The sequence below is a fragment of the Neolewinella marina genome, assembly GCF_002631205.1.
Classification (GTDB): domain Bacteria; phylum Bacteroidota; class Bacteroidia; order Chitinophagales; family Saprospiraceae; genus Neolewinella; species Neolewinella marina.
Genome location: NZ_PDLO01000008.1, coordinates 86,782 through 111,283, shown reverse-complemented (window position 1 = coordinate 111,283; position 24,502 = coordinate 86,782). Strand labels below are relative to the sequence as shown.

The 24,502-nt window shown below is 64.2% G+C and carries 21 protein-coding genes and 1 tRNA gene; 5 read left to right on the top strand and 17 right to left on the bottom strand.

Going from position 1 to position 24,502, the window contains the following annotated elements:
* Positions 1–143 precede the first annotated feature (143 nt).
* The 5 genes from CGL56_RS15630 to CGL56_RS15610 form a co-directional block, all read right to left on the bottom strand.
* Positions 144–216, bottom strand: a tRNA-Phe gene (locus tag CGL56_RS15630).
* A 200-nt stretch (positions 217–416) separates the two neighbouring features.
* Positions 417–983, bottom strand: coding sequence for a DinB family protein (locus tag CGL56_RS15625; protein ID WP_099107517.1), 567 nt, complete (start codon positions 981–983; stop codon positions 417–419).
* A gap of 166 nt (positions 984–1,149) precedes the next feature.
* Positions 1,150–2,139 (bottom strand): ThuA domain-containing protein, encoded by a 990-nt coding sequence (locus CGL56_RS15620; RefSeq protein WP_099107516.1) that lies wholly within the window; start codon positions 2,137–2,139, stop codon positions 1,150–1,152.
* A 13-nt stretch (positions 2,140–2,152) separates the two neighbouring features.
* Positions 2,153–5,290: a PVC-type heme-binding CxxCH protein gene (locus CGL56_RS15615; protein WP_099107515.1), complete on the bottom strand. Its 3,138-nt coding sequence runs from the start codon at positions 5,288–5,290 to the stop codon at positions 2,153–2,155.
* Positions 5,291–5,330: 40 nt separating this feature from the next.
* Positions 5,331–6,191, bottom strand: a complete 861-nt coding sequence (locus CGL56_RS15610) for an HAD family hydrolase (RefSeq protein WP_099107514.1) — start codon at positions 6,189–6,191, stop codon at positions 5,331–5,333.
* A gap of 414 nt (positions 6,192–6,605) precedes the next feature.
* Between CGL56_RS15610 and CGL56_RS15600 the strand changes: the two genes are divergently transcribed.
* Together CGL56_RS15600 and CGL56_RS15595 are read left to right on the top strand one after the other, a co-directional pair.
* Positions 6,606–7,115 carry a hypothetical protein gene (locus CGL56_RS15600; protein WP_099107512.1) on the top strand — a complete coding sequence of 170 codons (510 nt, stop codon included), beginning with the start codon at positions 6,606–6,608 and terminating at the stop codon, positions 7,113–7,115.
* Positions 7,116–7,179: 64 nt separating this feature from the next.
* Positions 7,180–7,698 carry a hypothetical protein gene (locus tag CGL56_RS15595; protein WP_099107511.1) on the top strand — a complete coding sequence of 173 codons (519 nt, stop codon included), beginning with the start codon at positions 7,180–7,182 and terminating at the stop codon, positions 7,696–7,698.
* Here CGL56_RS15595 and hemW read toward each other — a convergent pair.
* The 4 genes from hemW to CGL56_RS15575 form a co-directional block, all read right to left on the bottom strand.
* Positions 7,683–8,858 carry a radical SAM family heme chaperone HemW gene (gene hemW / locus CGL56_RS15590; protein WP_099107510.1) on the bottom strand — a complete coding sequence of 392 codons (1,176 nt, stop codon included), beginning with the start codon at positions 8,856–8,858 and terminating at the stop codon, positions 7,683–7,685. The genes CGL56_RS15595 and hemW overlap by 16 nt on opposite strands.
* Positions 8,859–8,970: 112 nt before the next feature.
* Positions 8,971–9,582 carry a hypothetical protein gene (locus tag CGL56_RS15585; protein ID WP_099107509.1) on the bottom strand — a complete coding sequence of 204 codons (612 nt, stop codon included), beginning with the start codon at positions 9,580–9,582 and terminating at the stop codon, positions 8,971–8,973.
* Between the two features lie 58 nt (positions 9,583–9,640).
* A complete protein-coding gene (tatC, locus tag CGL56_RS15580) occupies positions 9,641–10,507 on the bottom strand; it encodes a twin-arginine translocase subunit TatC (RefSeq protein ID WP_099107508.1) in 867 nt (288 codons plus the stop codon).
* Positions 10,508–10,533: 26 nt separating this feature from the next.
* Positions 10,534–11,394, bottom strand: coding sequence for an SDR family oxidoreductase (locus CGL56_RS15575; protein WP_167641637.1), 861 nt, complete (start codon positions 11,392–11,394; stop codon positions 10,534–10,536).
* A 79-nt stretch (positions 11,395–11,473) separates the two neighbouring features.
* On the opposite strand from CGL56_RS15575, the gene CGL56_RS15570 reads away from it, so the two are divergent.
* Both CGL56_RS15570 and CGL56_RS15565 read left to right on the top strand, forming a co-directional pair.
* A complete protein-coding gene (locus tag CGL56_RS15570; protein ID WP_099107506.1) occupies positions 11,474–12,124 on the top strand; it encodes an ABC transporter ATP-binding protein in 651 nt (216 codons plus the stop codon).
* 7 nt (positions 12,125–12,131) lie between these two features.
* Complete coding sequence (locus tag CGL56_RS15565) at positions 12,132–13,379, top strand: ABC transporter permease (protein WP_099107505.1); 1,248 nt, start codon at positions 12,132–12,134, stop codon at positions 13,377–13,379.
* A gap of 9 nt (positions 13,380–13,388) precedes the next feature.
* Here the strand turns inward: CGL56_RS15565 and CGL56_RS15560 are convergent, their stop codons facing one another.
* The 6 genes from CGL56_RS15560 to CGL56_RS15535 form a co-directional block, all read right to left on the bottom strand.
* The gene (locus tag CGL56_RS15560; protein WP_099107504.1) at positions 13,389–15,104 is read right to left on the bottom strand and encodes a GMC oxidoreductase; all 1,716 of its coding nucleotides are present in this window, start codon (positions 15,102–15,104) and stop codon (positions 13,389–13,391) included.
* A 126-nt stretch (positions 15,105–15,230) separates the two neighbouring features.
* Complete coding sequence (locus CGL56_RS15555; protein WP_099107503.1) at positions 15,231–15,848, bottom strand: gluconate 2-dehydrogenase subunit 3 family protein; 618 nt, start codon at positions 15,846–15,848, stop codon at positions 15,231–15,233.
* 3 nt (positions 15,849–15,851) lie between these two features.
* Entirely contained in the window at positions 15,852–17,573 is a 1,722-nt protein-coding gene (locus CGL56_RS15550) for a GMC oxidoreductase (protein ID WP_099107502.1), read from the bottom strand.
* Between the two features lie 141 nt (positions 17,574–17,714).
* Entirely contained in the window at positions 17,715–19,091 is a 1,377-nt protein-coding gene (locus CGL56_RS15545; RefSeq protein WP_099107501.1) for a lytic transglycosylase domain-containing protein, read from the bottom strand.
* Between the two features lie 54 nt (positions 19,092–19,145).
* The gene (locus tag CGL56_RS15540; protein WP_099107500.1) at positions 19,146–20,234 is read right to left on the bottom strand and encodes an alpha/beta hydrolase; all 1,089 of its coding nucleotides are present in this window, start codon (positions 20,232–20,234) and stop codon (positions 19,146–19,148) included.
* Between the two features lie 30 nt (positions 20,235–20,264).
* Complete coding sequence (locus CGL56_RS15535) at positions 20,265–21,191, bottom strand: polysaccharide deacetylase family protein (protein WP_167641636.1); 927 nt, start codon at positions 21,189–21,191, stop codon at positions 20,265–20,267.
* 97 nt (positions 21,192–21,288) lie between these two features.
* Between CGL56_RS15535 and CGL56_RS15530 the strand changes: the two genes are divergently transcribed.
* The gene (locus CGL56_RS15530) at positions 21,289–22,155 is read left to right on the top strand and encodes a hypothetical protein (RefSeq protein ID WP_099107498.1); all 867 of its coding nucleotides are present in this window, start codon (positions 21,289–21,291) and stop codon (positions 22,153–22,155) included.
* Here the strand turns inward: CGL56_RS15530 and CGL56_RS15525 are convergent, their stop codons facing one another.
* A complete protein-coding gene (locus CGL56_RS15525; protein WP_099107497.1) occupies positions 22,156–23,109 on the bottom strand; it encodes a hypothetical protein in 954 nt (317 codons plus the stop codon).
* Entirely contained in the window at positions 23,093–24,490 is a 1,398-nt protein-coding gene (locus CGL56_RS15520; RefSeq protein ID WP_099107496.1) for an MBL fold metallo-hydrolase RNA specificity domain-containing protein, read from the bottom strand. Before CGL56_RS15520 ends, CGL56_RS15525 begins: the two co-directional genes overlap by 17 nt.
* Positions 24,491–24,502: the final 12 nt, after the last annotated feature.

Sequence of the window (24,502 nt, the reverse complement as noted above, 5' to 3'; positions counted from 1 at the left end):
GGTAAAATACAAAGAGGCCCACCGGTATTCCCGGCGGACCTCTGAGCAATAGGTTTGTGGAGTATAAAGTTTACCGCACCACCTGTACGCTCGCCGACGGGCAAGAAACGCAAGAATGATGATGGTGAACTCCAAGGATCATGTGGTGTGGGGCGGAATCGAACCGCCGACACATGGATTTTCAGTCCATTGCTCTACCAACTGAGCTACCGCACCGTTTCGCTGCAGGGCCGGGCGTTCCCGACCTAAGCGGATGCAAATGTAATTACAAGGCGGGAACCCGTGCAAGCCGGAAGGGGAAAAAGTTTAGTGGTCGGACCGGTTAGTGGTCCGACCACTAACCGGTCCGACCAGTTTCGCATGGACGACTAAGCGGTCCAATGAAAATTCGTCGGACGACTTAGTCGTCCGACCACTCAGCCATGGACCACCCCCGTGGTCGCCGCGCGACCGGCCTGTTCCAGGTGACGCCAGTCGTGGTAAGCGAGCAGCCGCAGGCAATCACCGAGGCGAAGGCGGACCACCCACAGCAGGGGAGAGCGAAGATGCAGGCGGGTCAGGTTGGCCGAGCGGGCTTCTGCGATAAAGGCGGCCAGCCGTCGGTTGCTGGTGAGGTAGCGGTGGATCACCCCGTGGTCCAGCGTCTCGTTCAGGGGGTTGAGCCGGTTAAAGGTGGGCACCGCCCGGCTGCGGGGACCCGGTTTCATGCTGCTGGCAATCAGGTTGCCCAGCCAGCTGCTGGTGAAGGTGGGTGAGGTGGGGTAATCCGCCGTCCGGTCGAGGGCTTCCGCTACCCGGGGGAAGTAGGCGGCGTGGGTGCAGTTCAGGTGTTCAACGGCTTCCAGGGCGTTCCAGCTGCCGGGGGCGGGCCGGAGACGGAGTTGAGTTTCTGGTAGCCCGGCCAGGGCACGGGCGCCGTGTTCGTTCTGCCGCACCCGGTCGGCCAACTTATTGAGCAGGGCGGTGGCGGAGCGTGGTTTCATGAACCTAATTTAGGGCCGCTGGCCTGGATGGTCCGGTGGTCACTGGTCCGACCGCTAACCGGTCGGACCACTTAAGTCGTCCGACCAGTTTCACATGGACGACTAAGTGGTCCAATGAAAATTCGTCGGACGACTAAGTCGTCCGACCACTAAACCACGGACCACCTCACCACGCCCCCGGCCGCATCCCCGGCTTGAACTTCTCCCCGAAGCCGGAATTGTTGGGCTCGTAGGGGGAGACAAAGTCGGCGTTCACCCCCTCAGCGGGGATGTCCGCTTCCCGGCCCAGCGCCCAGTAGATGCCGTTCAGGGCCAGCTTCCGCATGGAGGTCTCCCGGAAGTCGTAGGGGTGGCCCAGGGTGGTGAAGAAGACCCGGGCCGGGGTGCCGCTCGCCCCGGTGTAGGTCTTGGTCCAGGCCACGGGGTTGTCCAGGGGGAACTCGTCCAGCTTTCCATTGGCTTCGTGATTGGAGCGCAGGCTGTGACCCATGAGCAGGGGATCGCTGTCGCCGCTGAGCTTCCACTGGCCGCCGTCCACGTGGTACAGCCAGGAGTAGGCCTCGAAGGGTTCCACGCCGTTCAGGATGGGGCTGTCGCGGCGGTCTTCCACCAGGCTGACCTCGGTGAGCCGCCCGTGACCGTCCTCGAAGTGGCCGTGGTGGGTGATCCACTGCTGGCCGAATACCCTGGTCGGCCACTCGTCGTTCAGCACCATCAGCTGGCTGTCCTTCGGCTCGGTGTAGCGGAAGGCGTGGGTGGAAGTGCGGAAGCCCACGATCGGCCGGCCGCTCTCGGCGTAGTCGGTGATCTTGCGGACCATTTCGGCGGGCAGTTGCCGGAACCGCAGGAAGACCACCATCAGGTCAGCGTCTTCGAGTTCGTCGAGGGCACTGACGTGGTAGAGGTTGTTGGGGTCGATCACGCCGTTGCTGTCCAGGGAGTAGCCCACCACGGTTTCCGCGCCGAGTTCTCTTTCCAGGATGTCGGCCAGCATGGGCATGGATTCCTCGGAGCGGTACTCCTCATCGCCGGTCAGGAAGACGATCTTCGGGGGGGCGGTATCCACGGCCGTGGCGGCAGCTTCCGTTTCCTGGGGGGCGGGGCCGCAGGTGCAAAGGACGGCCGCGAACAGCAGGCCGGTCAGGATTTTCATCATCGGGTATCTCAGGTTATTTCTTTACTTCTTCCGGGAAGGGGTGCTCCCGCAGCAGTTCCGCGGCCTCGTACATGCCCTTGCGGCCGGCGGTGGCGGTGCGTACCGCGGCGATCTCCTCCGGCTTGACCATGGGGGCTTCGTTGCCGAAGGCGTTGCGGACGTAGGTCAGCACGGCGGCCATTTCCTCGTCGTCCATCAGTCCGCCGTAGGCCGTCATGGGTACTTGACCGTCGTACTGCTTGCCCTTCACTTCCATGGGGCCGTAGAGGCCGTGCATCACCAGTTTGATGAGCCGCTCCTTGGAGCCGGTTACCCAGGGCGAACCCGCCAGGGGCGGGTAGCCGGTAGCGGCCAGCCCGCGGCCGTCCTGCTGGTGGCAGGTACCGCAGTAGCCTTCCTGCTCGAAGAGCTCGGCCCCGAGGGCGTAGGCCCGGGCAATGGGGCTGTCCGGCGCCTCGACGATGTTGGCGGCGGGGGCGATGTAGGCCTTGTTCGAGAGGTGGGCGCGGGCGTTGAGCAGGACCTCCCGGTCGAACTCGTCCAGCTTTTGTCGTTCGGCTTCGGCCAGTACTTTTTCACCTTCCTCCCGGGGCAACCAGCTGGCGGCGGTCATGGCCTCCATCCGTACCCGGGGGTGGGGGTCGGCGGCGAAGGCGGTCAGCCGGCGGGTTTCGTCCTCCAGCAGGTGGCCCAGGTAGCGCACCACCCGCGCCGCGGCGGCCCGCAGGCGGAAGTCGTTGGATTGGCTGGCGGCGTCCAGGATGTCGCGGTCGACCATATTGGCTCCCCAGGTGACGAAGAGGGCTTCCCGCAGGTATTCGGGGTAGTTTTCCGACTGGGGGTCGAGTTGGTCCACCCATTGGCGCACGGCGGCCATCACGGCCTTGGGGTCCCGCTGCCGCAGCACACGGCGGCTCCGGTAGCGCGTCCGGTATTCGGGTTCCTTCAGGTTTTCCAGGAGCTGGGGGATGGTGGCGTCGGCTACTTTCGGGGCTTTGACGAGCGGGCGGCCGGGGTAGGTGATGCGGTAGATGCGCCCGTGGACGTGGTCGCGCAGGGGGTCGCGCGCGTTGTGCTGCATGTGGCCCACGAGTACGTTGTGCCAGTCCACCAGGTAGAGGCTCCCGTCGGGGGCGAACTCCATGTCCACCGGCCGGAAGTTGGGGTCGGTGCTGGTCACGAGATCCTGCCGCCAGCGGGTATCGAAGCCGGCGCCGTGGTCGAATACCCGGTGCTGCTTGGTGCCCAGGAAGCCGATGGTATTGTTGATCAGCAGGTCACCCTGCATTTCTTCGGGGAAGTGGCGGCTGGAGATGATTTCCAGTCCGGAGGTGGGGCGTACCCGGTGCTCGGGCTCGATCAGGTCGGGGGCCATGGGGTTCTGCACCCCGTAGAGGTTCTTGATGGTGGAGGGGAGCATCCACTGCACCCGGGGCCCGCTGGTATGGGCGAAGATGGGCTGCCCCCAGGCGTCGAAGATAATGCCCCAGGGGTTGGGGATGGAGATCTGGGCCGTCCGCTCCAGGTGGCGGCGCGCCGGATTGAAGCGGTAGAACCCGCCGTTGGTGGCCCGTACGGGCCCGTAGGGGGTTTCCACGTTGGTGTGGAGGAATACGCCCTCCCCCATGTAGATGCCGCCCCCAGGGTCGGCCTCGTAGGCGCTGATATTGTGGTGGGTATCGTGGTCGTCGAAGCCACTCATGACGGTTTCCCGGTAGTCGGCGCGGTCGTCGCCGTCGGTATCCTTCAGGAAGACCAGGTCGGTACCCTGGGAAACGTAGACGCCTCCGTTGGCGAATTCAAAGCCCACCGGGAGGTGGAGGTTGTCGGCCCATACCTTGAGCTCGTCGGCGCGGCCGTCGCCGTCGGTGTCCTCCAGGATCACCAGCTTGTCGTTGGGCAGCTCATCCCCGGGCTTGTAGTGGGGGTAGCTGGGCATGAGGCTGACCCAGAGGCGGCCCTGGTCGTCCCAGTTCATCTGGGTGGGGTTGGCCAGTTCCGGGAATTCCCGTTCGGAAGCGAAGAGATCGATCTGGAAGCCCGGCGCCGTAGTGAAGGTGGTCAGGGCATCCTCGCCGTAGAGGTACTCCACCGAGTCGGCGGGTTCCACGGCGTAGTTGGTCTCCACGGGGGGCAGGGGGCGGGTGAGTGCGTCGGCCGCGGCCAGGTCGTAGTCTTCCCCCCTCAGGTAGGCGTGGATGGCCGCGTCGCGGTTAGCGGTGAGCTGCTTCACCTTTTCCTTTTCGTAGGGGTAGTTGTCGGGGCCGTAGGGGTTGTATCGCCGGCCGTAAGCGTGCACCCCGTTAGGCATTTTGAAGTCGAGCAACCAGAAGTGATTTTTATCCTTCACCCGCGCCAGCAGGTCGGGGTCTTCCTCCGGCGGGGCTTCCCCGAAGAGCTGCTCGGTAAGGTAGCCGGCCAGTCGCCGATAGCCCGCGTCGCTGAGAGAGATGCCGTCGGTGGTCAGCCGCTCGCCTTCTTCCATCCACTCCCGGGAGACACTGAAGAGGTCGACGAAGGGTACGCCGTTGTCCGCGGCAATGTCGGCCATGGCCTGGGTGTAGCGAGCGATGTTTTCGTTTTCCGAGGTGCCGTCGGGCAGGCCCAGGTCACTGGAGTTCTCGTAGGCGAGGGGGGAGACCAGCACGAGCCGGGGGGCGCTTTCGTCGTTGTAGCGCTGCTGCTGGGAGTGGCGCAGGAAGCTGTCGAGCTCGAGGGCGAAGTTCGTCAGCCCGGCCGCCCCGCCGTAGCTCTCGTTAAGGCCGAAGAAGGCGATGACGACGTCCGCGTCCAGGGAATCCAGCCACTCGTCTTCGGAGGGGAAGAAGCCCTCGCTGTGGCTGTCGCGGCTCACGTCGGGGTTGAAGGCTTCCGCCCCGGGGAAGGCCCAGGGGGAGTTGCGGCTGGCGTGGGGCCGGAAGCCGGCGGTATTGCCGGGGTCACACATGTTGCGGACCGTCAGCTCAGCCGTGGGGTGGGTCTGGTAGATGGCCGTCTCGAAGTGGCCAAACTCCGACATCCGGCTGCAGAGGTTGTTCCCGATCAGGACGATGTGGTCCTCGGGTTGGAGGTCCAGGATTCCTTCACTGTCACGGGAAGCGCATCCAGCCAGCAGACAGGCCAGCAGGGGGAGAAAAAATAATTTTGTCACGGCTGATTTTTGGTCGACCGAATATACAAAAGCGCACGGGCTAGTCGTCCTGTCCGAAGCGCAACAGTTTTATCCGGTTTACCATCATCCGAAGGGCCAGACAGAGAGTATTCATCAGCTCACTGTCGGGGTGGTAGTCGGCCGGCGCAATGTTGTGGACGCGACGCGCCCGGCTCATCTGGTCGTAGTTTTCCCACTCGCCCTCGCCGTCCTTGTCGATGGCCACGGCAACGCCTCCGCCGCCCTCGACGACCTGGAAGGCCGACATATCGCTGTTGCCGTCGCCCACGTAGATCACCTGCGCCATGGGTACGTAGTACTGATCGGGGTCGTGCTCCACGTAGGTGTTCTCCAGTTCGCTGGCGCGGTCCAGGTCCAGTCCCTGCACCAACTGCTTGATGTAGTGCACCTTGTCCACGTGGCTGATTACTCTGCGGGCGCTCAGCACCCGCCCTTTGTCGTCGAAGTGGAGCTCCCCGCCGTATACCCGGTCGAACTGCTGGCCGATCACCGAGTGGGCCGGGATGGTCTTGAAACCGGCCGTAAGCAGGACAAACTCCAGGGTAATGTTGTCGTCCAGCTCCCGGACGAAGTCGTTCAGGTGGTCGACCATTTCATCGACCCCCGGGAAAAGGGGGAATTCCCGGCCGAAGGCCTGCATGGATTCCCGGTTCAGGGGGCTGCCCTCCCGGTGGCTGTATTCCCGGTACAGGTCGGCCTTGGCCAGGGGCGCCTGCCACTTCCTCTTTTTACGTTCCCGCAGCCGCGATTTAAAATCCTCGAACGACAGCCCCAGGTACTCCAGGTAGGCGCGGGTGGTGTTGGGGCCCAGCGTATCGTCGAAATCGAAGATGAGTACGATTCTTTCCCGGAGGATCTTGGTGGCGGTAGAAGCGGACATATTATTAAGATGGGTAGCCGGAAAGAAATGTTCACGGCCAGAACGGCGGGGGCGCCGGCCCGGGAATATTGGTCGACTTCCCCAAGGCATAGATCGGATGAAGTGGCGGGGTGGTTGGCGGGAGCAGACCTTGTTCTCATGCCCAAAATTTTCCGTCATGGCACCCACCAGCCTCCCCTCCGCCCCCCTTTCCGTCCGCCCCCGCTCCGCCGCACAGCGCCACCGCCGTCGGAAGGGAACCCGCGTTCCCGCCGGCAAGGGTCACCCCCCGGACGGCCTCCGGCTGGAGGAAAAATACCAGCATGAGGTCCGGGAAAGCCGCCTGCTGCAACGGACCACGACAATTATTGGGCTTCTGGTTGCAATAATTGTAGTTATTCTGCTGTCTTTGCGGTTCAACTTTGAAGGATCACTATGAACGTTTGTAAATGCCTCGCGCTCGCCATTCTCTTCACCCTCTTCGGCGGCCGCTTGGTGGCCCAGGAGTACGACGAGGCCATCGGCGTGCGCTTCGGCTACCCGCTCTCGGTGAGCTACAAGGCCTTCGTCAACGCCAGCGACGCCGTTGAGGTCTACGCCGGCTGGCGGGGCTGGCGGCGCTACCGGGCGCTCAGCATCCACGGAGCCTACCTGATCCACCAGGATTTCCCCGACGTAAACCACCTGCAGTGGTACTACGGGGCCGGTGCCGGACTGCAGTTCTGGAACTACGACGAGTTCGACCGGGGCTCCTCCACCGTGAGCCTTTCGGGCTACCTGGGCGTGGAGTACGTCTTTACCGATACTCCGATATCGATCAGCGCCGACTGGCGGCCGACGATCTACCTCGGGACTCAGCGGGCCCACGACTTCCACAACTTCAGCCTCGGATCCGGTGCCCTGGCGGTACGCTACCTCCTGCCCCGCAAGTTCCGCATCCGGTAGCCGACGATCCGGAAACCGTAACGAAGGAGAGATCCGGGGAATGGAAGGGTAAACCACACTCGCCATGAACCACCTCCGCTACCTCTTCCTTTTCCTCGTTTTTCTGCTCCTTGCCCTGCCCGCCAATGCCCAGCGGGTAAAGGATTATTCTTCGTCCGTCGGGTTAAGGGTGGGAACCCCCACGGCCGTCAGCTACAAAGGTTACTTCAACCAGCGGCATGCCGCCGAGGTCTACGTTGGTTACCGTAGTTACGATGTTTCTCGTTATATCAGCGTGAACGCCGCCTACCTGTCGCACCAGCAGATCGAGTCACTGCGTGGACTGAAGTACTACGTCGGTGCCGGCCCGGGCGTGCGCCGCTGGAGCTACGACTTTTCCGAATCCGGCGCCACCGTGGTCACCGCCAGTGCCTACGTGGGGCTGGAATACGATATCCCCCGGATCCCGGTATCCGTTTCCGCCGATTGGGTGCCCACCTATTTCTTCGGGCGCGACGGGGGCAGTGGAACTTTCGGCTACGACCTGGGCGGGCTTGGCGTCCGGTATCGCTTTGCCGGTGCCTACGATTACGACGACGAATGAGCGAACGCCGCCGCGGCCACCCCGTCGGCTACGGCCAGCCCGGCCCGCGTAAGGCGGTAGACGGTGCCCCCCGCACTGCGCTCGACCGTGGCTTCCCGCAGGGCCGTGCGCATTTCCCCAGCGAAGTAGTCGGCCAGGGCCGGGCCAAAGCGTTGCGCCAGGTCGTTGAGGTCGATACCCTCCCGCCGCCGCAGGCCCGTCATCACGTACTCGTTGTAGCGGTCGGTGGGGGTGAGGTGCTCTTCTTCGAACAGCAGGGGGCCGGCCGCCGCGAAGGCTGAGTGGTCCGCTATGTCCGCCCACACCCGGGCGTAGCGGGCGTTGTTGCTCACGTTCCACCGCCGCCGGAAAGCGCCGTCGAAGCTGTGGGCCCCGGGGCCAACCCCGAGGTAGGGCTGCCCCGTCCAGTAACCGCTGTTGTGGCGGCTGCGGTAGCCCGGCCGGGCGAAGTTGCTGATCTCGTAGTGGTCGAAACCGTGGCCGGTGAGGTGGTCGATCAGGAGGTTGAACTGCCGGGCGAACTTTTCGTCGTCGGTATCGGGCACCGCCCCGGCGGCTACCCGGTGGCCCAGGGCCGTGCGGGGTTCCACCGTCAGGGCGTAGGAGGCGATGTGTTGTACGCCCAGGTCGGTAGCAATCTTCAGGTTCTCTTGCCAAGTGGCGTCGCTGGTTGTTTGCCCGCCGTAGATCAGGTCAATGCTCAGGTTGGTGAAGCCGGCAGCCCTCACCTTTTCCACCGCCGTAAGGGCTTCCCGGGCCGAGTGGGCGCGGTTCATGAAACGCAGGTCCTCCGCATCAAAGCTCTGGATGCCGATGCTCAGCCGGTTCACGGGGCTGTCGGCCAGTACGGCGATCGTCTCCGGGTCGAGGTCGTCGGGATTGGCCTCGAGGGTGATCTCGGTTTCCGCGGCCGGGTCGTAGTAGCCCTCCCGCTCCAGTACGGCGAACAGCCCCCGCAGTTCCGCCCCCGTCAGCAGGGAAGGGGTGCCGCCGCCGAAGTAGAGGGTGGGCGCGGGAATGGCCGGCAGCTCCCCCCGGCGCACCGTCAGTTCCCGTTCCATGGCGGACAGCACGCCCCCACGTCCCTTCAGGTTGGTGCTGAAGTGGAAGTTGCAGTAGCTGCAGGCCTGCTTGCAGAAGGGGATGTGTAGGTAGAGCAACCGGTAAAATTTACCATTTACAACTTACCATCTATCATTTTGGCGGCGGCGCGCGGGTGCCGCCAAAATGATAAATGGTAAATCAGAACTTGTAAATTGTAAATTCCTCGCCCTATCGTCCTTTCGGCCGGCGCCGCTTGCCGCCGCGGGTCATCATACGGTGGCCTTCCTTGCCCATGCGCTGGGCGGCCTTTACCTGGCCGGATTGCTTGAGGGCGGTGTCGAGCATGTCGATCTGCTCGGTGATCTGGGGCAGCTTGACGTTGGTTTCCTTGGCGGCCTTGAGGTACTTCTTGGCGGCGCCGAAGTTGCGGCGGTTGGCTTCGATCTGGGCCAGCTGGAGCTTGAGCATGGCCTTTTCGTTGGCGGTGGGTACGTCGATGGAGTCGGCCTGCTTGAGCCAACCCTCGGCGGCGTTGAGGTCCTTGCGGCTCAGGGCGATGGTGCCCCGCATCATGTAGTAGAAGGCCCGGTTGGCGCTGTAGAGCCACTCGGGCTTCAGGGTGAGGTTGAGGAGCTTTTCACCCTTGGCGAAGTCCTGGGCCTGGACGGCCTTGGCGGCCGGCCCCACGGTACCGAGGAAGATGTAGCCGATGAACAGGATGATACCGGCCAGCAGGAAGGGGAAGCCGTACCAGAAACCGAAGGCAATCCAGAGACTTACGCCACCGACCACTCCGGCGGCGATGAGCGCAAAACGGATATAGGGGGGGATGATGAACATGGCTTATTGGTTTTATACGGCACCCGCGCCCCGGCGCAAAAAAGGGGGCGGCATCCGCTTATTGCAGGGAGGCTTCGTATTCGCGCTGGGCGCGCTTGGCGACAAAAATGGAGATTTCGTAAAGGGTATACAGCGGCACGGCGATGAGGATCTGGGTCACGACGTCGGGGGGCGTGAGCAGAGCCGACAACACCAGGATGCCGATGAAGCTGTGGCGGCGGTACTGCCGCATGGACTCGGCGGTGACGAGGCCGAATTTCGCCAGGAAGTAAATCAGTACCGGCAGTTCAAAGATCAGGGCCGCGGGCAGGGTGAACATGATCATGTAGCTGATCACGGAGTCCATCTTGGGCTGGTTGACCGTGCCACCCACCTCGAAGCCCATCAGGAAGTTGGTGCCGAAGGGGGCCACAATGAAGAAACCGAAGGACACGCCCACGAAGAAGAGGAAGGAACAGATGAGGATCACCCAGCGGGTAGCCTTCTGCTCGGCCGGGTAGAGGCCCGGGCGGACGAAGGACCAGATCTCGTAGAAGACGTAGGGGAACGACAGGACGAACCCACCCACGAAGGCCATCTTGACCGCCGTGATGAACTGCTCACCGAACTCGGTGGCCTGCACCAACACCGTGGGGGGATGAAAGCACAGCGCACTGCCGGTGCCGAGGAAATCGGACAATCGGCAGAACATCCGGTAGCTGAGGAAGTCCTCCCGCAGCGGCCCGTAAAGCACGTAGGTGAAGTAAAAGTCGTTGAAGACGAACAGCAGCACCCCGGCAACGCAGATCGCGATGAGGGCGCGCATAACGTGCCAGCGCAGTTCCTCCAGGTGGTCGACGAAGGACATTTCCTTCTCGATTTCCGGGACGGGCTTGCCGGCCTCGTCGTACTTCCAAGTGTCTACATCCTGTTGATCCAGTGGCATGGGGCGAAGGTACTACCTAGTACAGATTAGAGTAGAAATTCCCGGACGGCCGTCTCGCTGTATTCCCAGAGGCGTCGGGCAAGTTGCTCATTGCAGGCCGTGGGGGAAGGCTTCACCAGGCACTGCGTGGGGTTGAAATAGCGGCCGGAAACCTCCCGGACCTCCGGGCTGCTGGCCAGGTACACGCTGGTATCGGCGCCCCGCTCGGGGGTCCGGGCGAAGGGCTTGTACAGCGACCAGATGGCCTTGGTAAAAAGTTTTCCTTTTTTGTTGGCCAGGCTGGTGCCCACCACGCCCGGGTGGAGGCAGTTGGTGGTGATCTCACTGCCGTGGCGGCGGTCGAGTTCCTTGGTGAAGAGGATGTTGGCCAGCTTGCTCTGGGCGTAGGCGGCCGTGCCGTCGTAGGCCCTGGGCCCCCGCTCCCCCCGCAGGTTGCCGAAGTCGATTCCCCCCTTGGTGTGCAGGGCGCTGGCCACGTTGATCACCCGGCTGCAGATGTTGGCACACTGCATGGCCGGCAGCAGGTTCAGGGTGAGCAGGAAGTGGCCGAGGTGGTTCACTCCGAACTGCAACTCGTAGCCGTCCTGGGTGAGTTCCAGCGACTCGCAGTACACGCCGGCGTTGTTGATGAGGACGTCCAGACGGGGGTAGTCGGCCAGGAAGATCTCGCTGGCGGCCCGCACGCTGCTCAGGCTGGCCAGGTCGAGGGGCAGGGTGTCGATCTTGGAGTTGCCGGTATGCTCCACCAGCCAGTCGGCGGTGTGCTGGGCACTGGTCTCATTGCGGCAGGCCAGCACCAGATGGGCTCCCTTTCTGGCAAGGCGTTCGGCGGTGGCCCGCCCAATGCCATCGTTGGCGCCCGTGATGAGTACAGTTTTGTTGTGCATAGCCTCTGGCAGACGTAACGCGCGGGAGGCGGGGGCGGTTGTTGGGACAAGGTTGCGGCGGGCATAGTACATTTACCGTGTGCTGATTACCCACGACCTGACGTACCGCTATCCGGGGGCCGCCACGACTTTCCGGTTTCCTGACCTGAGTGTCGACCGCGCCGGCACCCTGCTGCTGCTGGGGCCCAGCGGGGCCGGCAAATCCACCTGGCTGCACCTGCTGGCCGGGGTACTCAGTCCGCTGGCCGGCCGGATGGAGCTGGACGGGGTGGACTACGCCGCCCTCAGCGGGGCCAAACTCGACCGCTTCCGCGGCCGCAACATCGGATTGGTCTTCCAGCGGCCCTACTTCGTGGATGCGCTGACGGTAGAAGAAAACCTCGCCATCGCCCGGCGTATGGCCAGCCTGCCGCCAGACCCAGAACTGCTGCGTACCACCCTGCACCAACTCGGTATCGACGACCACGCCGACCGCCTCCCCGGCCAGCTCAGCGTAGGGGAGCAGCAGCGGGCTACCATCGCCCGGGCACTGGTCAACCGGCCCAAACTCATCCTGGCCGACGAACCCACCAGCGCCCTCGACCGCCGCAACGCCAGCCGCGTAAGTGCCCTGCTGCGCGAACGCGCCGCCGAACTCGGGGCGGCCCTGATCGTGGTCACCCACGACGAGCGGCTGCGCGATGACTTCCGGCAGGTGGTGGAACTCACCTCTCTCGCAACCCCCAACTGATCCGGCCATGTCCCTCTTCTCCCTCGCGTGGCGCAACCTGCTGTACCGACCCTGGACGACCCTGCTGAGCGTCATCCTGGCCGCGCTGGGGGCCGGACTGATCAGCATCGTCCTCCTGCTCAACTGGCAACTGGAGCAGCAATTCGACCGCAACCTCGCCGGCATCGACCTGGTGGTGGGGGCCAAGGGCAGCCCCCTGCAGCTGATGATGTCGAGCATGTACCACATCAGCTCCCCCACCGGCAACGTGCCCCTGGATGCGGTGAAGCCCTTCCTCAATCCCGAACACCCCTACATCGGGCTGGGCGTACCGCTATCCCTCGGCGATTCGTACCGGGGGCGCCGCATCGTGGGTACCCGGCCGGAGTTCCTGGAACTCTACGGCGGTACCCTGGCCCGGGGAACCATGTGGACGGAGGTGATGGACGTGGTCGCCGGCGCCACCGCGGCCCGCGAACTGGGGCTTGACCTGGGGGATACCTTCCAGAGCAGCCACGGACTGATCGAGGACGATGACCTGACCCACCGCAATGCGCCCCGTTTCCGCGTGGTCGGGGTGCTGGCCCCCACCGGTACGGTGGCCGACCTGGTGCTGCTCACCCCCAACGAAAGCCTGTGGGCGGTGCACGATACCCACGACCACGACCATGCGGATTCCTCGGCTGCCCCCGGCTACGACGTGACGGCCCCGCTGACCCGCTACGGCGATGAGTCGATAACCTCCGTACTGCTGCGCTTCCGGGGCACCAGCGTGGCGGGACTGAACATGCAGCGCAGCATCAACGAAAACACGGAAATGCAGGCCGTAACCCCCAGTATCCAGCTATCGGAACTGTACGCTACCGTCGGCCAGGGAGAGGAAATCCTGCGCCTGCTGGGCTACGTGGTGGTGGGCGTCAGTATCCTGAGCATCTTCATCGGACTGTACAGTTCCCTGGACCGCCGCCGGGGCGAGCTGGCGCTGTTGCGCAGCCTGGGGGCGGGCCCCGGCAAGCTGTTCGGCCTCCTCCTGCTGGAGGGCACGCTGACGGCCGTGACCGGTGCCCTGCTGGGCCTGGCGCTCAGTCACGCGGGCATGGCCCTCATCGGGAGATATTTTGCCGAGAATTACCGCTACGATTTCCGAACCCTGGTATTTCTGCCCGAGGAGGCCTGGATCCTGTTGGCTGCCCTGGTGGTGGGGGCCCTGGCCTCCCTGCTACCGGCGCGGCGGGCGGCCCGCACCGACGTGCACGACACCCTGGCGGGTGGGTGATTTCTCCCTTTACAGGGTGCCCTCTTTTTTGAGCTGCTTGTCCATGTAGTCCACCGCCCGGGCCGTCATGGCCATGTAGGTGATAGACGGGTTCTGGGTGCCGGAGCTCACCATGAAGCTGCCGTCGGTCACGAAGACGTTGGGTACGGCGTGGACCTGGTTCCAGCGATTCAGTACACTGGTACGGGGGTCGTGCCCCATGCGGGCGGTGCCCATCTCGTGGATGGCGGCCCCAACGGCGGTTGGGTCGTTGTGGGTCTCGATGTTCTTGAAGCCCGCGGCTTCCATCATTTCCGCCAGGGCGTTTACGCCGTCCTCCCGGAGCTTGTGCTCGTTTTCCTTGAGGCCGGCGTCGAAGACCAGGGTGGGGATGCCGTACTGGTCGACCTGGTCGGTGCTCAGCTCCATCTTGTTCTCGTGGTAGGGCAGCAGCTCGCCGAAGCAGGTGGCCCGGAAGCGCCATTCGCCGGGGGTGGTGATGGCCTTCTTGAATTCCGGCCCGAAGGGGGCATCCAGGTTGGTGGCCCGGCTCATGCCGCCCTGATAGCCGAAGCCGCGCAGGTAATCCTTCCGCCGGGTAGCGGCGTCGATGTTGCGGAAGCGGGGAATGTAGAAACCCCCATTGGGCTTGCGCCCCTGGTAGTATTTGTCCTGCAGGCCGTCGAAGGTGGCCGAACCTCCCATGCCGTAGTGGTGGTCCATGAGGTTGTGGCCAAGCTCGCCGCTGTCGTTGCCGAGCCCGTCGGGGAAGCGCTCCGATTTGCTGTTCAGGAGGATGGCCGTCGATCCGATGGTGCTGGCGTTGCAGAAGATGACCTTGCTGAAGTACTCCCGCGTTTCCTTGGTTTCCGCGTCGATCACCCGCACCCCGGTGGCCCGCTCGGTGGCGTCGTCGTAGATCAGGGAGTGCACGATGCTGTTGGCCAGCAGCGTCAGGTTGCCCGTTTCGTTGGCCACGGGGATAGTGGACGACAGGCTGGAGAAGTAGCCGCCGTAGGGGCAGCCGCGCCAGCAGCGGTTGCGGGCCTGGCATTGTCCGCGGGTGCCGTGGTGGAGTTCGGGAATGTATTTGGTCAGGTTGGCGGTGCGGCCCGGGGTAATCCGCCGCTCGGGGAAGGTGCTTTCCACGGCCCGCTTGAAGTGGTCCTCCGCGCAGTTCAGGTCGAAGGGGGGCAGAAATTCCCCGTCCGGCAGGTGGGGCAGTCCCTCTTTCTTGCCCTGGACGCCGACGAACTTCTCTACGTAGGTGTACCAGGGCTCGATGTCGGCGTAGCGGATGGGCCAGTCTACGGCGATGCCTTCTTTCAGGTTGGCCTCGAAGTCGAGGTCGCTCCAGCGGTAGCAGTGCCGCCCCCACATGATCGAGCGGCCGCCGACGTGGTGGCCGCGGATCCAGTCGAACCGCTGCTTCTCCTCATAGTCGTATTCGTCGTCCTTGACGATCCAGTGTTTGTTGTCCTGGTTGAGCCACCACGACAGGCGGTTCTGCTTGTAGTAATGGGCGGCGATCTCTTCCCGGGGCACGCGCCCCTGGTATTCCAGGTCCCAGCTGTCCAGGTTGGCGGTGGGGTATTCACCGTGCTCAACCATCCGGCCGCGTTCCAGCATGAGCACGGAGTAGCCCTTGCGGCAGAGTTCCATGGCGGCGTAGCCCCCGCTGATGCCGGAGCCGATGACGATGGCGTCGTAGGAAACTTCGTCTTTTCCTTGAGAATTGAAGCGCATAAGGGGAGAGTGAGAACAGCAGGTAAAAGAAAGGGGTCAGATCGATCGGAAGTCCGGCGGTTTTCCGGTTTCCGACTGATCTGACCCCATGGTTGGTAGACGGTAAGGTGAACTGAAGCCGTGGCCCTAGATGGCCCAGGCTACGCCGCCGGTGAGTTCCTGGAGGTCGCCGCAGGGGATGTACTCGCCGGGTACGGGCAGGTAGGCCAGTACTTCGGTGCCGATGGGCTCACTGTTGAACCACGCCCCGACGATCTGCGACTTCAGGTCGAAGTAGACGTTGCGGGCGTTTCCTTCCACTTCGGGGACGGTGTCCCACTCGGTATCGGGGTTTTTGTAGTGGAGGTCCTGGTCCTGGAGGTACACCAGCGATTGCTCGCTGTCCATGTCCGAGAAGGGGCCGGCGGTCTCGTCGGCGTCCATACGACGCATGAGCTCCTTGAGGCCTTTGCGGAAGTTGTTGCGGGCCTCTTCGTCGTAGACCTGTCCGACCATCTTGTCGACCATCTCGGGTACGCCCACGTCAAGGGCTCCCGGGGTATCGGTGGTCGGGATCATCGTATCCGACAGCTTGGTGATGAAGCGGTACTCCTCCTCGTTGAAGAAGCCGGGCGCGTAGACGGCCTCCCCGGCGGCAACGGCTTCATCGCGCTTGCAGCCCGCCAGCAGGGCGGAGGCGACCGGGGCGCTGACGGCCCAGCCGGTCATGTAGGCGGTATACCGCAGTAATTCTCTTCTTTTCATCGCTTAGATGTTCATCTTTTTAAGTTCGTTGACGGCGTGGTCCGCGGCGCGTGCCGTGAAGGCCATATAGGTCAGGGAGGGGTTCACACAGGCCGCGGAGGTCATGAAGGCGCCGTCGGTCATGTAGACGTTCGGGGCGGCCCACAGGCGGTTGTGCTTGTCCACTACGCTGTTGGAAGGGCTGCTGCCCATCCGCGCCATGCCCATCTCGTGGATGCCGAGGCCGGGGTAGGAGTGGGCGTTGTAGGTGCTCACGTCCTTGAGGCCGGCGGCTTCGAGCATCTCGGCGGCGTCGTTCATCATGTCGTCGACCATGGCGTACTCATTCTCTCCCCATTTGGCGTCGAAGACCAGGGTGGGCAGGCCGTCCTTGTCCAGCTTGTCGCGGTCGATGGTCATGCGGTTCTTCGTGTCGGGCAGGGTTTCGGCGAAGGCCGTGAGTCCCATCGTCCACTTGCCGGGACGGATCAGGGCGTCCTTCAGTTCGGGGCCCACCTTCACGTTCATCTCGCGCACCGTGTGGCCCCAGCCGCCGCGTCCGGCGCCTCCCTGGTAGCCGAAGCCGCGCAGGTAGTCCTTCTTGCTGTTGCGGTCGCCGAGGTTCTGGTAGCGGGGGATGTACACGCCGTTGGGCTTGCGTCCCTTCTCGATCTTGTCGCCGTAGTCGTCGGTGGATCCCGAGGCGCCCACCCGGAAGTGGTGGTCCATGATGTTGCCCCCGAGTTCGCCGCTGGTGTCCAGGGTTACGCCCTCCTCGTGCTCAGTGTTCATCACGATGAAGGAGCTGGGGATGGCCGAAGCGCAGAGAAAGATAACCTTGGCGAATACCTCGTGGTCCTCACCGGTGGTGGTGTCGCGGAAGCGCACGCCCTTGGCCCGCTTGTTCTCCTTGTCGTAGATCAGGCTGTAGACCGAGCTGTTCGGGCGCAGCGTCATGTTGCCGGTGGCCTGGGCCACGGGAATGGTGGAGGAAACGCTGCTGAAGTAGCCGCCGTAAGGACAGCCCCGGATGCAGCGGTTGCGGTATTGGCAGGCCCCGCGGGTACCCAGGTGGACGCTGGGGTCGTAGGCGGTCAGGTGGGCTACCCGGCCGGCGGTTACCACGCGGCCGCCCATGTTTTCGGCGACGCCCTTGCGCACCTGCTCCTCTACACAGTTGAGGGGCATCATGGGCAGGAAGTTGCCGTCGGGCAGCTGGCTGAGGCCCAGCTTTTCGCCGCTGATGCCGGCGAAGGTCTCTACGTAGGTGTACCAGGGGTCGATTTCGGCGTAACCCACGGGCCACGGCGTGGCGATGCCCTGGCGGGCGTTGGCGGTGAAGTCCATGTCGCTCCAGCGGTAGCTGTGGCGTCCCCACATGATGGAGCGGCCGCCGACGTGGTAGCCGCGCATCCAGTCAAAGCGCTCGGTTTCCCCATAGGGGTGCTCGGAGTCCTTTACAAACCAGTGCTTGCTCTGGGGGCGCACGGTGTAGCCGGTGCGGTTCTGCTTGTAGTAGTGCTCCTTGATTTCTTCGGCGGGCACGTTGTTGTTCAGGTCCAGGTCCCAAGTGTCAAGGCTGGCGGTCGGGTAGTCGCCGTGCTGTACCATGCGCCCCTTTTCGAGTACCAGCGTCTTGAGGCCCTTTTCGGTCAGCTCCTTGGCGGCCCAGCCTCCGCTGATGCCCGTGCCAACGACGATGGCATCGTAGGTGACCTCTTCGTCACCTTGAGAATTGAATTTCATATGATCGATTTGTTGTCATCCCCCCTCGGAGGGGCCGTAAATTAACGATAATGTTCCGGGACTTAGCGAACCCGGAGGTGGTTTTCACCGTCAACCGCCGGACTTACCCACAATTGTAGGGCGCGGCCGCGGGTGCCGGGTTCAGTCGGCCGCCCACACGGCGCGGGCCTTTTCGGTGATGGTTTCCCACCAGCGGCGCAGGCTAGGCGGGGCGGGCGGGGCCGGTGCGGTAGCCGCAGGCACCGATTGGAGGTGGTGGCGCAGGGTCTTGTCCAGTTCCGCCGGGCCGGCCACGGCCAGCTGGGGGGCGGGGGGCAGCCGCTCCAGGGTGCGGGGGTCCAGGGGGCGGTAGCGGCGCACGTCGAAGTAGTGAAGCACCTCACCGGCGGACAGGGAGTCCAGTTCCCCGCGGTTGCTCCACACCAGCAGCTGGTCCACGGGAATGCCGTGGCGTTCGGCCACCTGTCGGGCGGTCGTATCGCCGGGAACCACCGTCACCTCGTGGCGACGGTAGTAACGGTTCGGGGCGAGTTCCCCGCGGCCCGCCCGGGGGTGGGTCCAGGGCAGGGAAATGGCTTCCTCCGGCAGTTCACGGGGGAAGCTCGCCAGGTATTCCTGCAGGGCCGGCACCACCCGCTTGGGTACCATCAGGCTGTGGCCCCCGCGCAGGCCGGGGAGGTAGCCCCTTACGTACTGGGGGTTCATCTCCACGACCACCTCGGGGCGCAGGCCGGTCACCTGGGCTACCTGGAAGAGGCTCATCCGGCGGTAGACCATCACCCGCTCTACTAGCTGCTGGTCCAGGGGTAGGGCGGTGGCCGGCAATCCGTAGTGGTGGTGGTAGTGCATCAGGAAGACCGCGGCGATAAAGTTGGGCACGTAGTGGCGGGTCTCCCGGGGCAGGAAGCGGCGCAGCTTCCAGTAGTCGCGGCTGCCGGAGCGGCGGATGGCCCGGTTGACGTTGCCGGGACCGGAGTTGTAGGCGGCCAGGGCCAGGGCCCAGTCGCCGTAGCGCTCATACTGTATCCTGAGGTATTCCAGGCCGGCGGCGCAGCCCAGGGCGGGGTCGAGGCGCTCGTCAAGTTCATCGTTGACGATCAGGCCCAGCTCCCGGGCGGTCGGGGGCATGAGCTGCCAGAGGCCCCCGGCGCCGACCGGGCTGATTGCCCAGGAGCGCAGGGCACTCTCCACGATGCTGAGGTGCTTGAGCTCCAGGGGGAGATTGGCCCGCCGGAGTTGCTCTTCGAAGATGGGGTAGAAGCGGGCCGACCGCGCCAGCATGCGCCCGCTGGAAATCGGCCAGTCGCGCAGGTAGTTCACGATGCGCCGGTAGACGGCATCGTCCAGGCGGTAGTCCAGCAGGGAGGCGTCGAAGGCCGCCAGCCGCAGTTCTACCTCTTCCCGGCTGAGCTCCATGATGGTGAGCGCCCGTGCCTCGGCTTCGTCCATATCCATCGCCGCGGAACGCAGCGGCAGCAGCGCGAAACAGAAAAGCAGGATGCGGTACAGGGCGGTCAAAAGGGTGAGTTAACGGGCGCAGGGCGGAAATGCGCCGAAGATACGGAATTTGGGTCAGCTTTCGGTGGCCGGAAAGAGCCACTGGATGGCTTTGGGAAATTCCCGCCCCCAGCGGGCCTCGTTGTGCTGCCCCAGGGGGTCGATGGCCAGTTCAATCTCGAGGCGGGAGGCGTCGGTCTGCTTGAGCAGTTGCTGGCGGAAGCGCTCCATATTGGGTACCATGGTGGCGCTTTCCGCTTCGCCGCCGTAGAGGTACATCCGCCCCCGGTACTGCCGCGAGAGGGTCATGATGTTGAAGGGGATTTCGGGGGTCACCCACAGGCTGGGACTGAACACCATCAGCTTCTGGTAAATGTCGGGGTACATGATGCCGGCGTAGATGCTGATCAGCCCCCCCAGGGAGCTGCCCCCGATACCCGTATGCCCGGGCTCCGGTCGGGTGCGGAAGTGGGCGTCGATGTAGGGCTTGAGACGTTCGGCCAGGAAGCGGACGTACTTGCGGCCGTCGCCCCGCCCCAGCCGGGTCTTGAAGGAGGGGGTGAACTCGCTCATGCGTTCACTCTCGGCGTGGTCGATGGCCACCACGATCAGGTCGCCGTGCCCGTGCTCGGCCAGGTGGGCCAGTCGCTTGTCTACCCCCCAGCTGCCGAAGGGGGCGTAGTCGTCGAAGAGGTTTTGTCCGTCCTGAAGGTAGAGCACGGGGTAGCGCTTGTCCGACTCATAGTAGTCGTGCGGCAGCAGCGCGGCGACCCGGCGGGTGCGGATCAGTTCCGGGATTTCGAAGTGCTCGTCGATCACCTCAATGCGGGGCAGAAGATGGTCCTGGTATTCGAGTCCGGAGCTGGCCCAGTGTGCCACCCGATCCGGTACCGTCCAGGGTTCGTGGGTGTAGCGGAGGTGGTTCAGGGCACTTTCCTGGTGGTCGCCCAGCTCGACCGATTCCCAGCCCCCGCGGGTGTACTTGTATTCCACCTTCAGCAGGTCGTCGGGAAACTTGAAGGTTCGCCGGTAGGTGCCCGGCCGCTCGTCGGCTTCCATGCGGTAGCACTCGTCGTGGGCGTTCCAGTCGTTGAAGGTGCCGGCCACGTAGATGGGCCGCTCGTCGTCGGTGGTGGTGATCAGTTTCAGGGTCCGCTGGGGCATGGTTGGTTGGGGTAGCGGGCCCAAAGGTAGCTACCGTTCCTGCTTCCGCCGCTCAGCCAGTTCGCGCCAGGTGATCAGGCGGATGCCCTCCTCGGCCAGGATGTCGGCGAAGGCATCGCTGGTGAAGAAGTTGTAGTCCAGCTGCCGCCAGCGGCTACCGAAGGCTTCCGCGCCTCCGGCCATGGCGGCACTTTCGGCCCCGTCGAGGGCGGTGTGGATCAGTAGTACGTTGACCCCGGCGGGCAGGTCCTGAAGCTGGTCCCGGTAGAAGGTTTCCAGCCCGATCTCATAGTCGGGCTCGCCGGCCATGAAGAGGTTATCGACCACCATGTCCTGGTCGGTGATGGCCTCCCGGTAAGCGGGGGGCATGCTTTCCAGGCGGTTGCGACTGATGAGGGTGGGCAGCCCGTACTCCCGCCCCGTCTCCAGGTAGATCCGGAACAGCTCGGGGGTGGCGGCCAGGCAGCCCATGTGGGTGTCCAGGTGGGTGGGCTTGATGCCGAGAGCCCGGGCCTTCTCGATCTGGGCCTTGATCTCGATCCTCACCTCTTCGGGGACCGCGGAGCGGACCATATCCGCGCAGTTGGACTTCAGATAACCCGCTGAATCCAGCAGGCTGCTTACCCGGTCGGCACTGGCTACACTGCCCCACTTCAGGTCGCGCCACTCGCTGGTCAGCACCAGGTGCATGCCGAGGTCGGCGTCCGGGTGGCTGATGGCGTAGCGGGCTACTTCCGGCAGCCAGGGGGTGTTGGCCATGATGCTGGCGCTGCTGACCGTACCCTTGTCCAGGGCGCGGAAGCTGCCCTGGTTGGTGGCGTGGGTAACGCCCAGGTCATCGGCGTGGACGATCAGCAGCTTTTCATTCGCTCCGTAGCCCAACTCGGCGGCAAGGTGCTGGGCCATCAATGACCAGGGGGCAAGGAGCAGTGCGAGGAGGCAGGTGAGGATACGCATGATCGATTTTTGCATCCAAGATAGCCGGACCTGCGAAATGTCCGGACCGCGGAGGTGAACTTATCTTGGCCACCACCCTCAAAAAACCCGGCTTCCCATGGGGAAATTCCTTGGCACCTGCGTACCCGCCCTCCTGATCCTCCTGACGGGCTGCGGCACCCCGGACCTGCCACGCAAGATCCGCCTCCCACCGGTGCTCAACGAAGCTTCGGGCCTGGTCATCGACGGCCAGCGCATGATCTGGCACAACGACAGCGGCGACGGCCCCTACCTCTACACCACCGACCTGCGGGGGCAGCTGCTCGGTATCGATACCCTGGAGGCCCGGGCGGTGGACTACGAGGACATCTGCGCCGACGAAAACGGGTTGATCTACGTGGGCGACTTCGGAAACAACCGGGGAGAACGGACGTCCGCGACCATCTATACCTATGACCCCGGGAGCGGCAGGACCGACTCCATCCGCTATACCTACCCCGGGCAGGATGGCGGCGGGCGGCTGCGGCGGGGCAACTACGACTGCGAGGCGATGGTGGCCAGCGACGGCTACCTTCACCTCTTTACCAAGGATATCCTCTTTGGCGACCGGCCCTTCTACATCTACCACTTTCGCCTGCCTGCCCACCCTGGTAGCTACACGGCCGAACTGGTGGACAGCCTCTACCTGCCCCGCCGGGTGATCACCGGGGCTACCCTCGACCGGGATACGCGGGAGCTCTTTCTGGTGGCCTACAACTACCGGACGTTGCTGGGATTCCTGCCCACGGGGGCCGCCAGCGTGATTACCGTGAGCGACTATCCGGGAGATCGCTTCTTCCGGGGAAGGCTCCGGCGGCGGAACCTGGCCTGGGCGGTGCCCACCCAGCACGAGGCCGTGAGCATCTACGGCGATGAATACCTCTACATTGCTGCCGAAGCTACCCGCATCCGGCGGCGGGCCATTGCGCGGCGGGTCCGCAGGTAGTCAGTCCTCCGCCCCGGAATCCCACTGCCGGCTTCCCAAGTGGTAGTAGATGAGGTGGCGGCTGCCCGGATTGGCGACCCGGGGCCAGAGCTCCCACCCCAGGGCCCGGGCGGTGGCCGTATCCACGGTTTCGTGGCGGATCAGGTCGCCCCGGTAGAGGTAGAGGCCCCCGTAATAGGTGGAACTGTCGACGCGGTAACGCCCCTCCGCGAGTCGGGTAAACCGCAGGGAGTCGCCCAGTTCGTCCAGTTCCGGTTCGTTGACCAGGTAGGCCAACTGGTCGCGGCGGTACACCACCGCCCAGTCGTAGGCGGCAACGGCAAGATCGAGTGGCAGGGGGTAGGGGGGCTGCTCCCTGATGTACTGCTCGACGATGGTGGGGTCCAGGATGCTGTTCTCCGTTTCCCAGCGCTGGAGGTCGCCGGTGTTGTAGGCCATCAGCACGGCGCGGTCGACGGGGGGAATGCCCTGCGCTGCCCGGTCGCGGTACTGGTGCAGGCGGACCGTGCAGCTAACCAGCTTGCCGGAGGCCTCCCCGAGGGCCACGAGGAAGTCGAAATAGGCGGAGCGGGTGGTGGCGGTCCAGTCGCAGTCGATCTGCAGTTCATTGTAGGGGAAGGGGAATACTTCCGTCAGCAGGCCCACCAGGTCCTGGACCAGATCAGGGTGGGGGTGGGCGAAGACTTCATTGGTGATGAAGATCACGGGCACGGCCTCCACGGGCAGGGTATCAACGGTGGATTGCAGCAGCGCCGAGGGTTCCGGCCGGCCACCGGTCCGGCTCACGTCGAAGGCCTTGATGTAGATTCTTTCGGCGGCGTGGCGGGACAGAAGATCGGTGGGCAGGTCCAGTTCCGTTTGCCAGTGGTAAAAGGCCGGGGTGGGGGGCGGGGGCTCCTTTTCGCAAGCAACGACCAGCAGGAGCAGAAGTATCAGGTTACAGGGCCACCTCATCGCCCAGTTGTGGCATGATCACTTCCCGGAAGCCCGCCCGGGTAAGGCTTTCTCCGAGGGGTTCCATCCGGTCCAGGGTACCGTGGACCAGGAAGACCTTCTCACAGCTGTCTTGTTGCCCGTTCAGGAAATTGATCAGCTCGGAGCGGTCGGCGTGGGCGCTGAAGGAATCCATGGTGACTATTTCGGCCCGGAGCGGGTGGTACTTCCCGAACAGCTTAAGCCCTTCGGCTCCTTCCCGGAGTCGGCCGCCGGGGGTGCCGGGGGCGCAGTAGCCTACGATGAAGATGGTGTTGCGCGGATCGCTCATAGTGTTGGCCAGGTGGTGCTTGCTGCGGCCGGCGTTCATCATGCCGCTGGCGCTGATGATGATGGCGGGCCCGTCGAGGAAGTTCAGGGCCTTGCTTTCCGCCACGCTTTGGGTGTAGGTCAGGCGGCTGAAGCCGAAGGGGTCATCGTCGGTGAGCAGGTACTCCTGGAGGTCGAGGTCGTAGCATTCGGGATGGGCGCCGAAGACGGTGGTGGCGTCGACGGCCAGGGGGCTGTCGACAAAAACCGGGATCCTGGGCAGCTGCCCACTGCTCTCCAGTTGGTCGAGCATATAGACGATCTCCTGGGTACGCCCCACGCTGAAGGCCGGAATGAGGAGTTTGCCGCCTTTGGTGACGCAGGTATCCTGGATCACTTGCAGGAAGCGGCGCATTTCATTGGGGGGCGACTCGTGTTCCCGGTCGCCGTAGGTGGCTTCGCTGATCAGAAAATCGCAGTGGGGCATTTTCTGGGGGTCGCGCAGGATGGGTCGATCGGGGCGGCCAACGTCGCCGGTGAAGCCCACCGTAGTGGTCTGCCCACTCTCGTCCCGGATGCGCAGGGTCACGCTGGCGCTGCCGAGGATGTGGCCGGCGTCCCGGAACTGGAGTTCAACCCCCGGGCGGATCTCCTGCCAAGTATTGTAGGGCAGGGCGACGAAGCGTTCCATAGCCGGCTTCACGTCGGGGCGGCCGTAAAGGGGGCGGCGGGTCTGGCCGGTTTTCTTGTGCTTGCGGTTAAAGTATTCGGCGTCCTTTTCCTGGATGAAGGCCGAATCGAGCAGCAGGATGGCGCAGAGGCTGCGGGTGGCGTGGGTGCTGTAGATCTTGCCCCGAAATCCGTCGCGCACCAGCTTGGGGATGCGCCCGCTGTGGTCGATGTGGGCGTGGGAGAGCACCAGGGCATCGATGTCCGCCGGGTCGAAGCGCCAGTTCTCATTAAAGTGCTCCATGTCATCGTTCCGGCCCTGGTAGAGGCCACAGTCGAGCAGGATGCGGTAGCCGTTGTCAAGGGTGAGCAGGTGGGCCGAGCCGGTGACTTCGCGGGCGGCGCCGCAGAATGTGAGGGTCATGTGGGGGAAGAT

Bases quoted from the DNA above. Each gene is read 5' to 3' on its own strand.
- CGL56_RS15625 (WP_099107517.1), bottom strand. From the start codon at position 983: ATGAAACCACGCTCCGCCACCGCCCTGCTCAATAAGTTGGCCGACCGG.
- CGL56_RS15620 (WP_099107516.1), bottom strand. From the start codon at position 2,139: ATGATGAAAATCCTGACCGGCCTGCTGTTCGCGGCCGTCCTTTGCACC.
- CGL56_RS15610 (WP_099107514.1), bottom strand. From the start codon at position 6,191: ATGTCCGCTTCTACCGCCACCAAGATCCTCCGGGAAAGAATCGTACTC.
- CGL56_RS15600 (WP_099107512.1), top strand. From the start codon at position 6,606: ATGAACGTTTGTAAATGCCTCGCGCTCGCCATTCTCTTCACCCTCTTC.
- CGL56_RS15595 (WP_099107511.1), top strand. From the start codon at position 7,180: ATGAACCACCTCCGCTACCTCTTCCTTTTCCTCGTTTTTCTGCTCCTT.
- CGL56_RS15585 (WP_099107509.1), bottom strand. From the start codon at position 9,582: ATGTTCATCATCCCCCCCTATATCCGTTTTGCGCTCATCGCCGCCGGA.
- tatC (WP_099107508.1), bottom strand. From the start codon at position 10,507: ATGCCACTGGATCAACAGGATGTAGACACTTGGAAGTACGACGAGGCC.
- CGL56_RS15575 (WP_167641637.1), bottom strand. From the start codon at position 11,394: ATGCACAACAAAACTGTACTCATCACGGGCGCCAACGATGGCATTGGG.
- CGL56_RS15565 (WP_099107505.1), top strand. From the start codon at position 12,132: ATGTCCCTCTTCTCCCTCGCGTGGCGCAACCTGCTGTACCGACCCTGG.
- CGL56_RS15560 (WP_099107504.1), bottom strand. From the start codon at position 15,104: ATGCGCTTCAATTCTCAAGGAAAAGACGAAGTTTCCTACGACGCCATC.
- CGL56_RS15555 (WP_099107503.1), bottom strand. From the start codon at position 15,848: ATGAAAAGAAGAGAATTACTGCGGTATACCGCCTACATGACCGGCTGG.
- CGL56_RS15550 (WP_099107502.1), bottom strand. From the start codon at position 17,573: ATGAAATTCAATTCTCAAGGTGACGAAGAGGTCACCTACGATGCCATC.
- CGL56_RS15540 (WP_099107500.1), bottom strand. From the start codon at position 20,234: ATGCCCCAGCGGACCCTGAAACTGATCACCACCACCGACGACGAGCGG.
- CGL56_RS15535 (WP_167641636.1), bottom strand. From the start codon at position 21,191: ATGCGTATCCTCACCTGCCTCCTCGCACTGCTCCTTGCCCCCTGGTCA.
- CGL56_RS15530 (WP_099107498.1), top strand. From the start codon at position 21,289: ATGGGGAAATTCCTTGGCACCTGCGTACCCGCCCTCCTGATCCTCCTG.
- CGL56_RS15525 (WP_099107497.1), bottom strand. From the start codon at position 23,109: ATGAGGTGGCCCTGTAACCTGATACTTCTGCTCCTGCTGGTCGTTGCT.
- CGL56_RS15520 (WP_099107496.1), bottom strand. From the start codon at position 24,490: ATGACCCTCACATTCTGCGGCGCCGCCCGCGAAGTCACCGGCTCGGCC.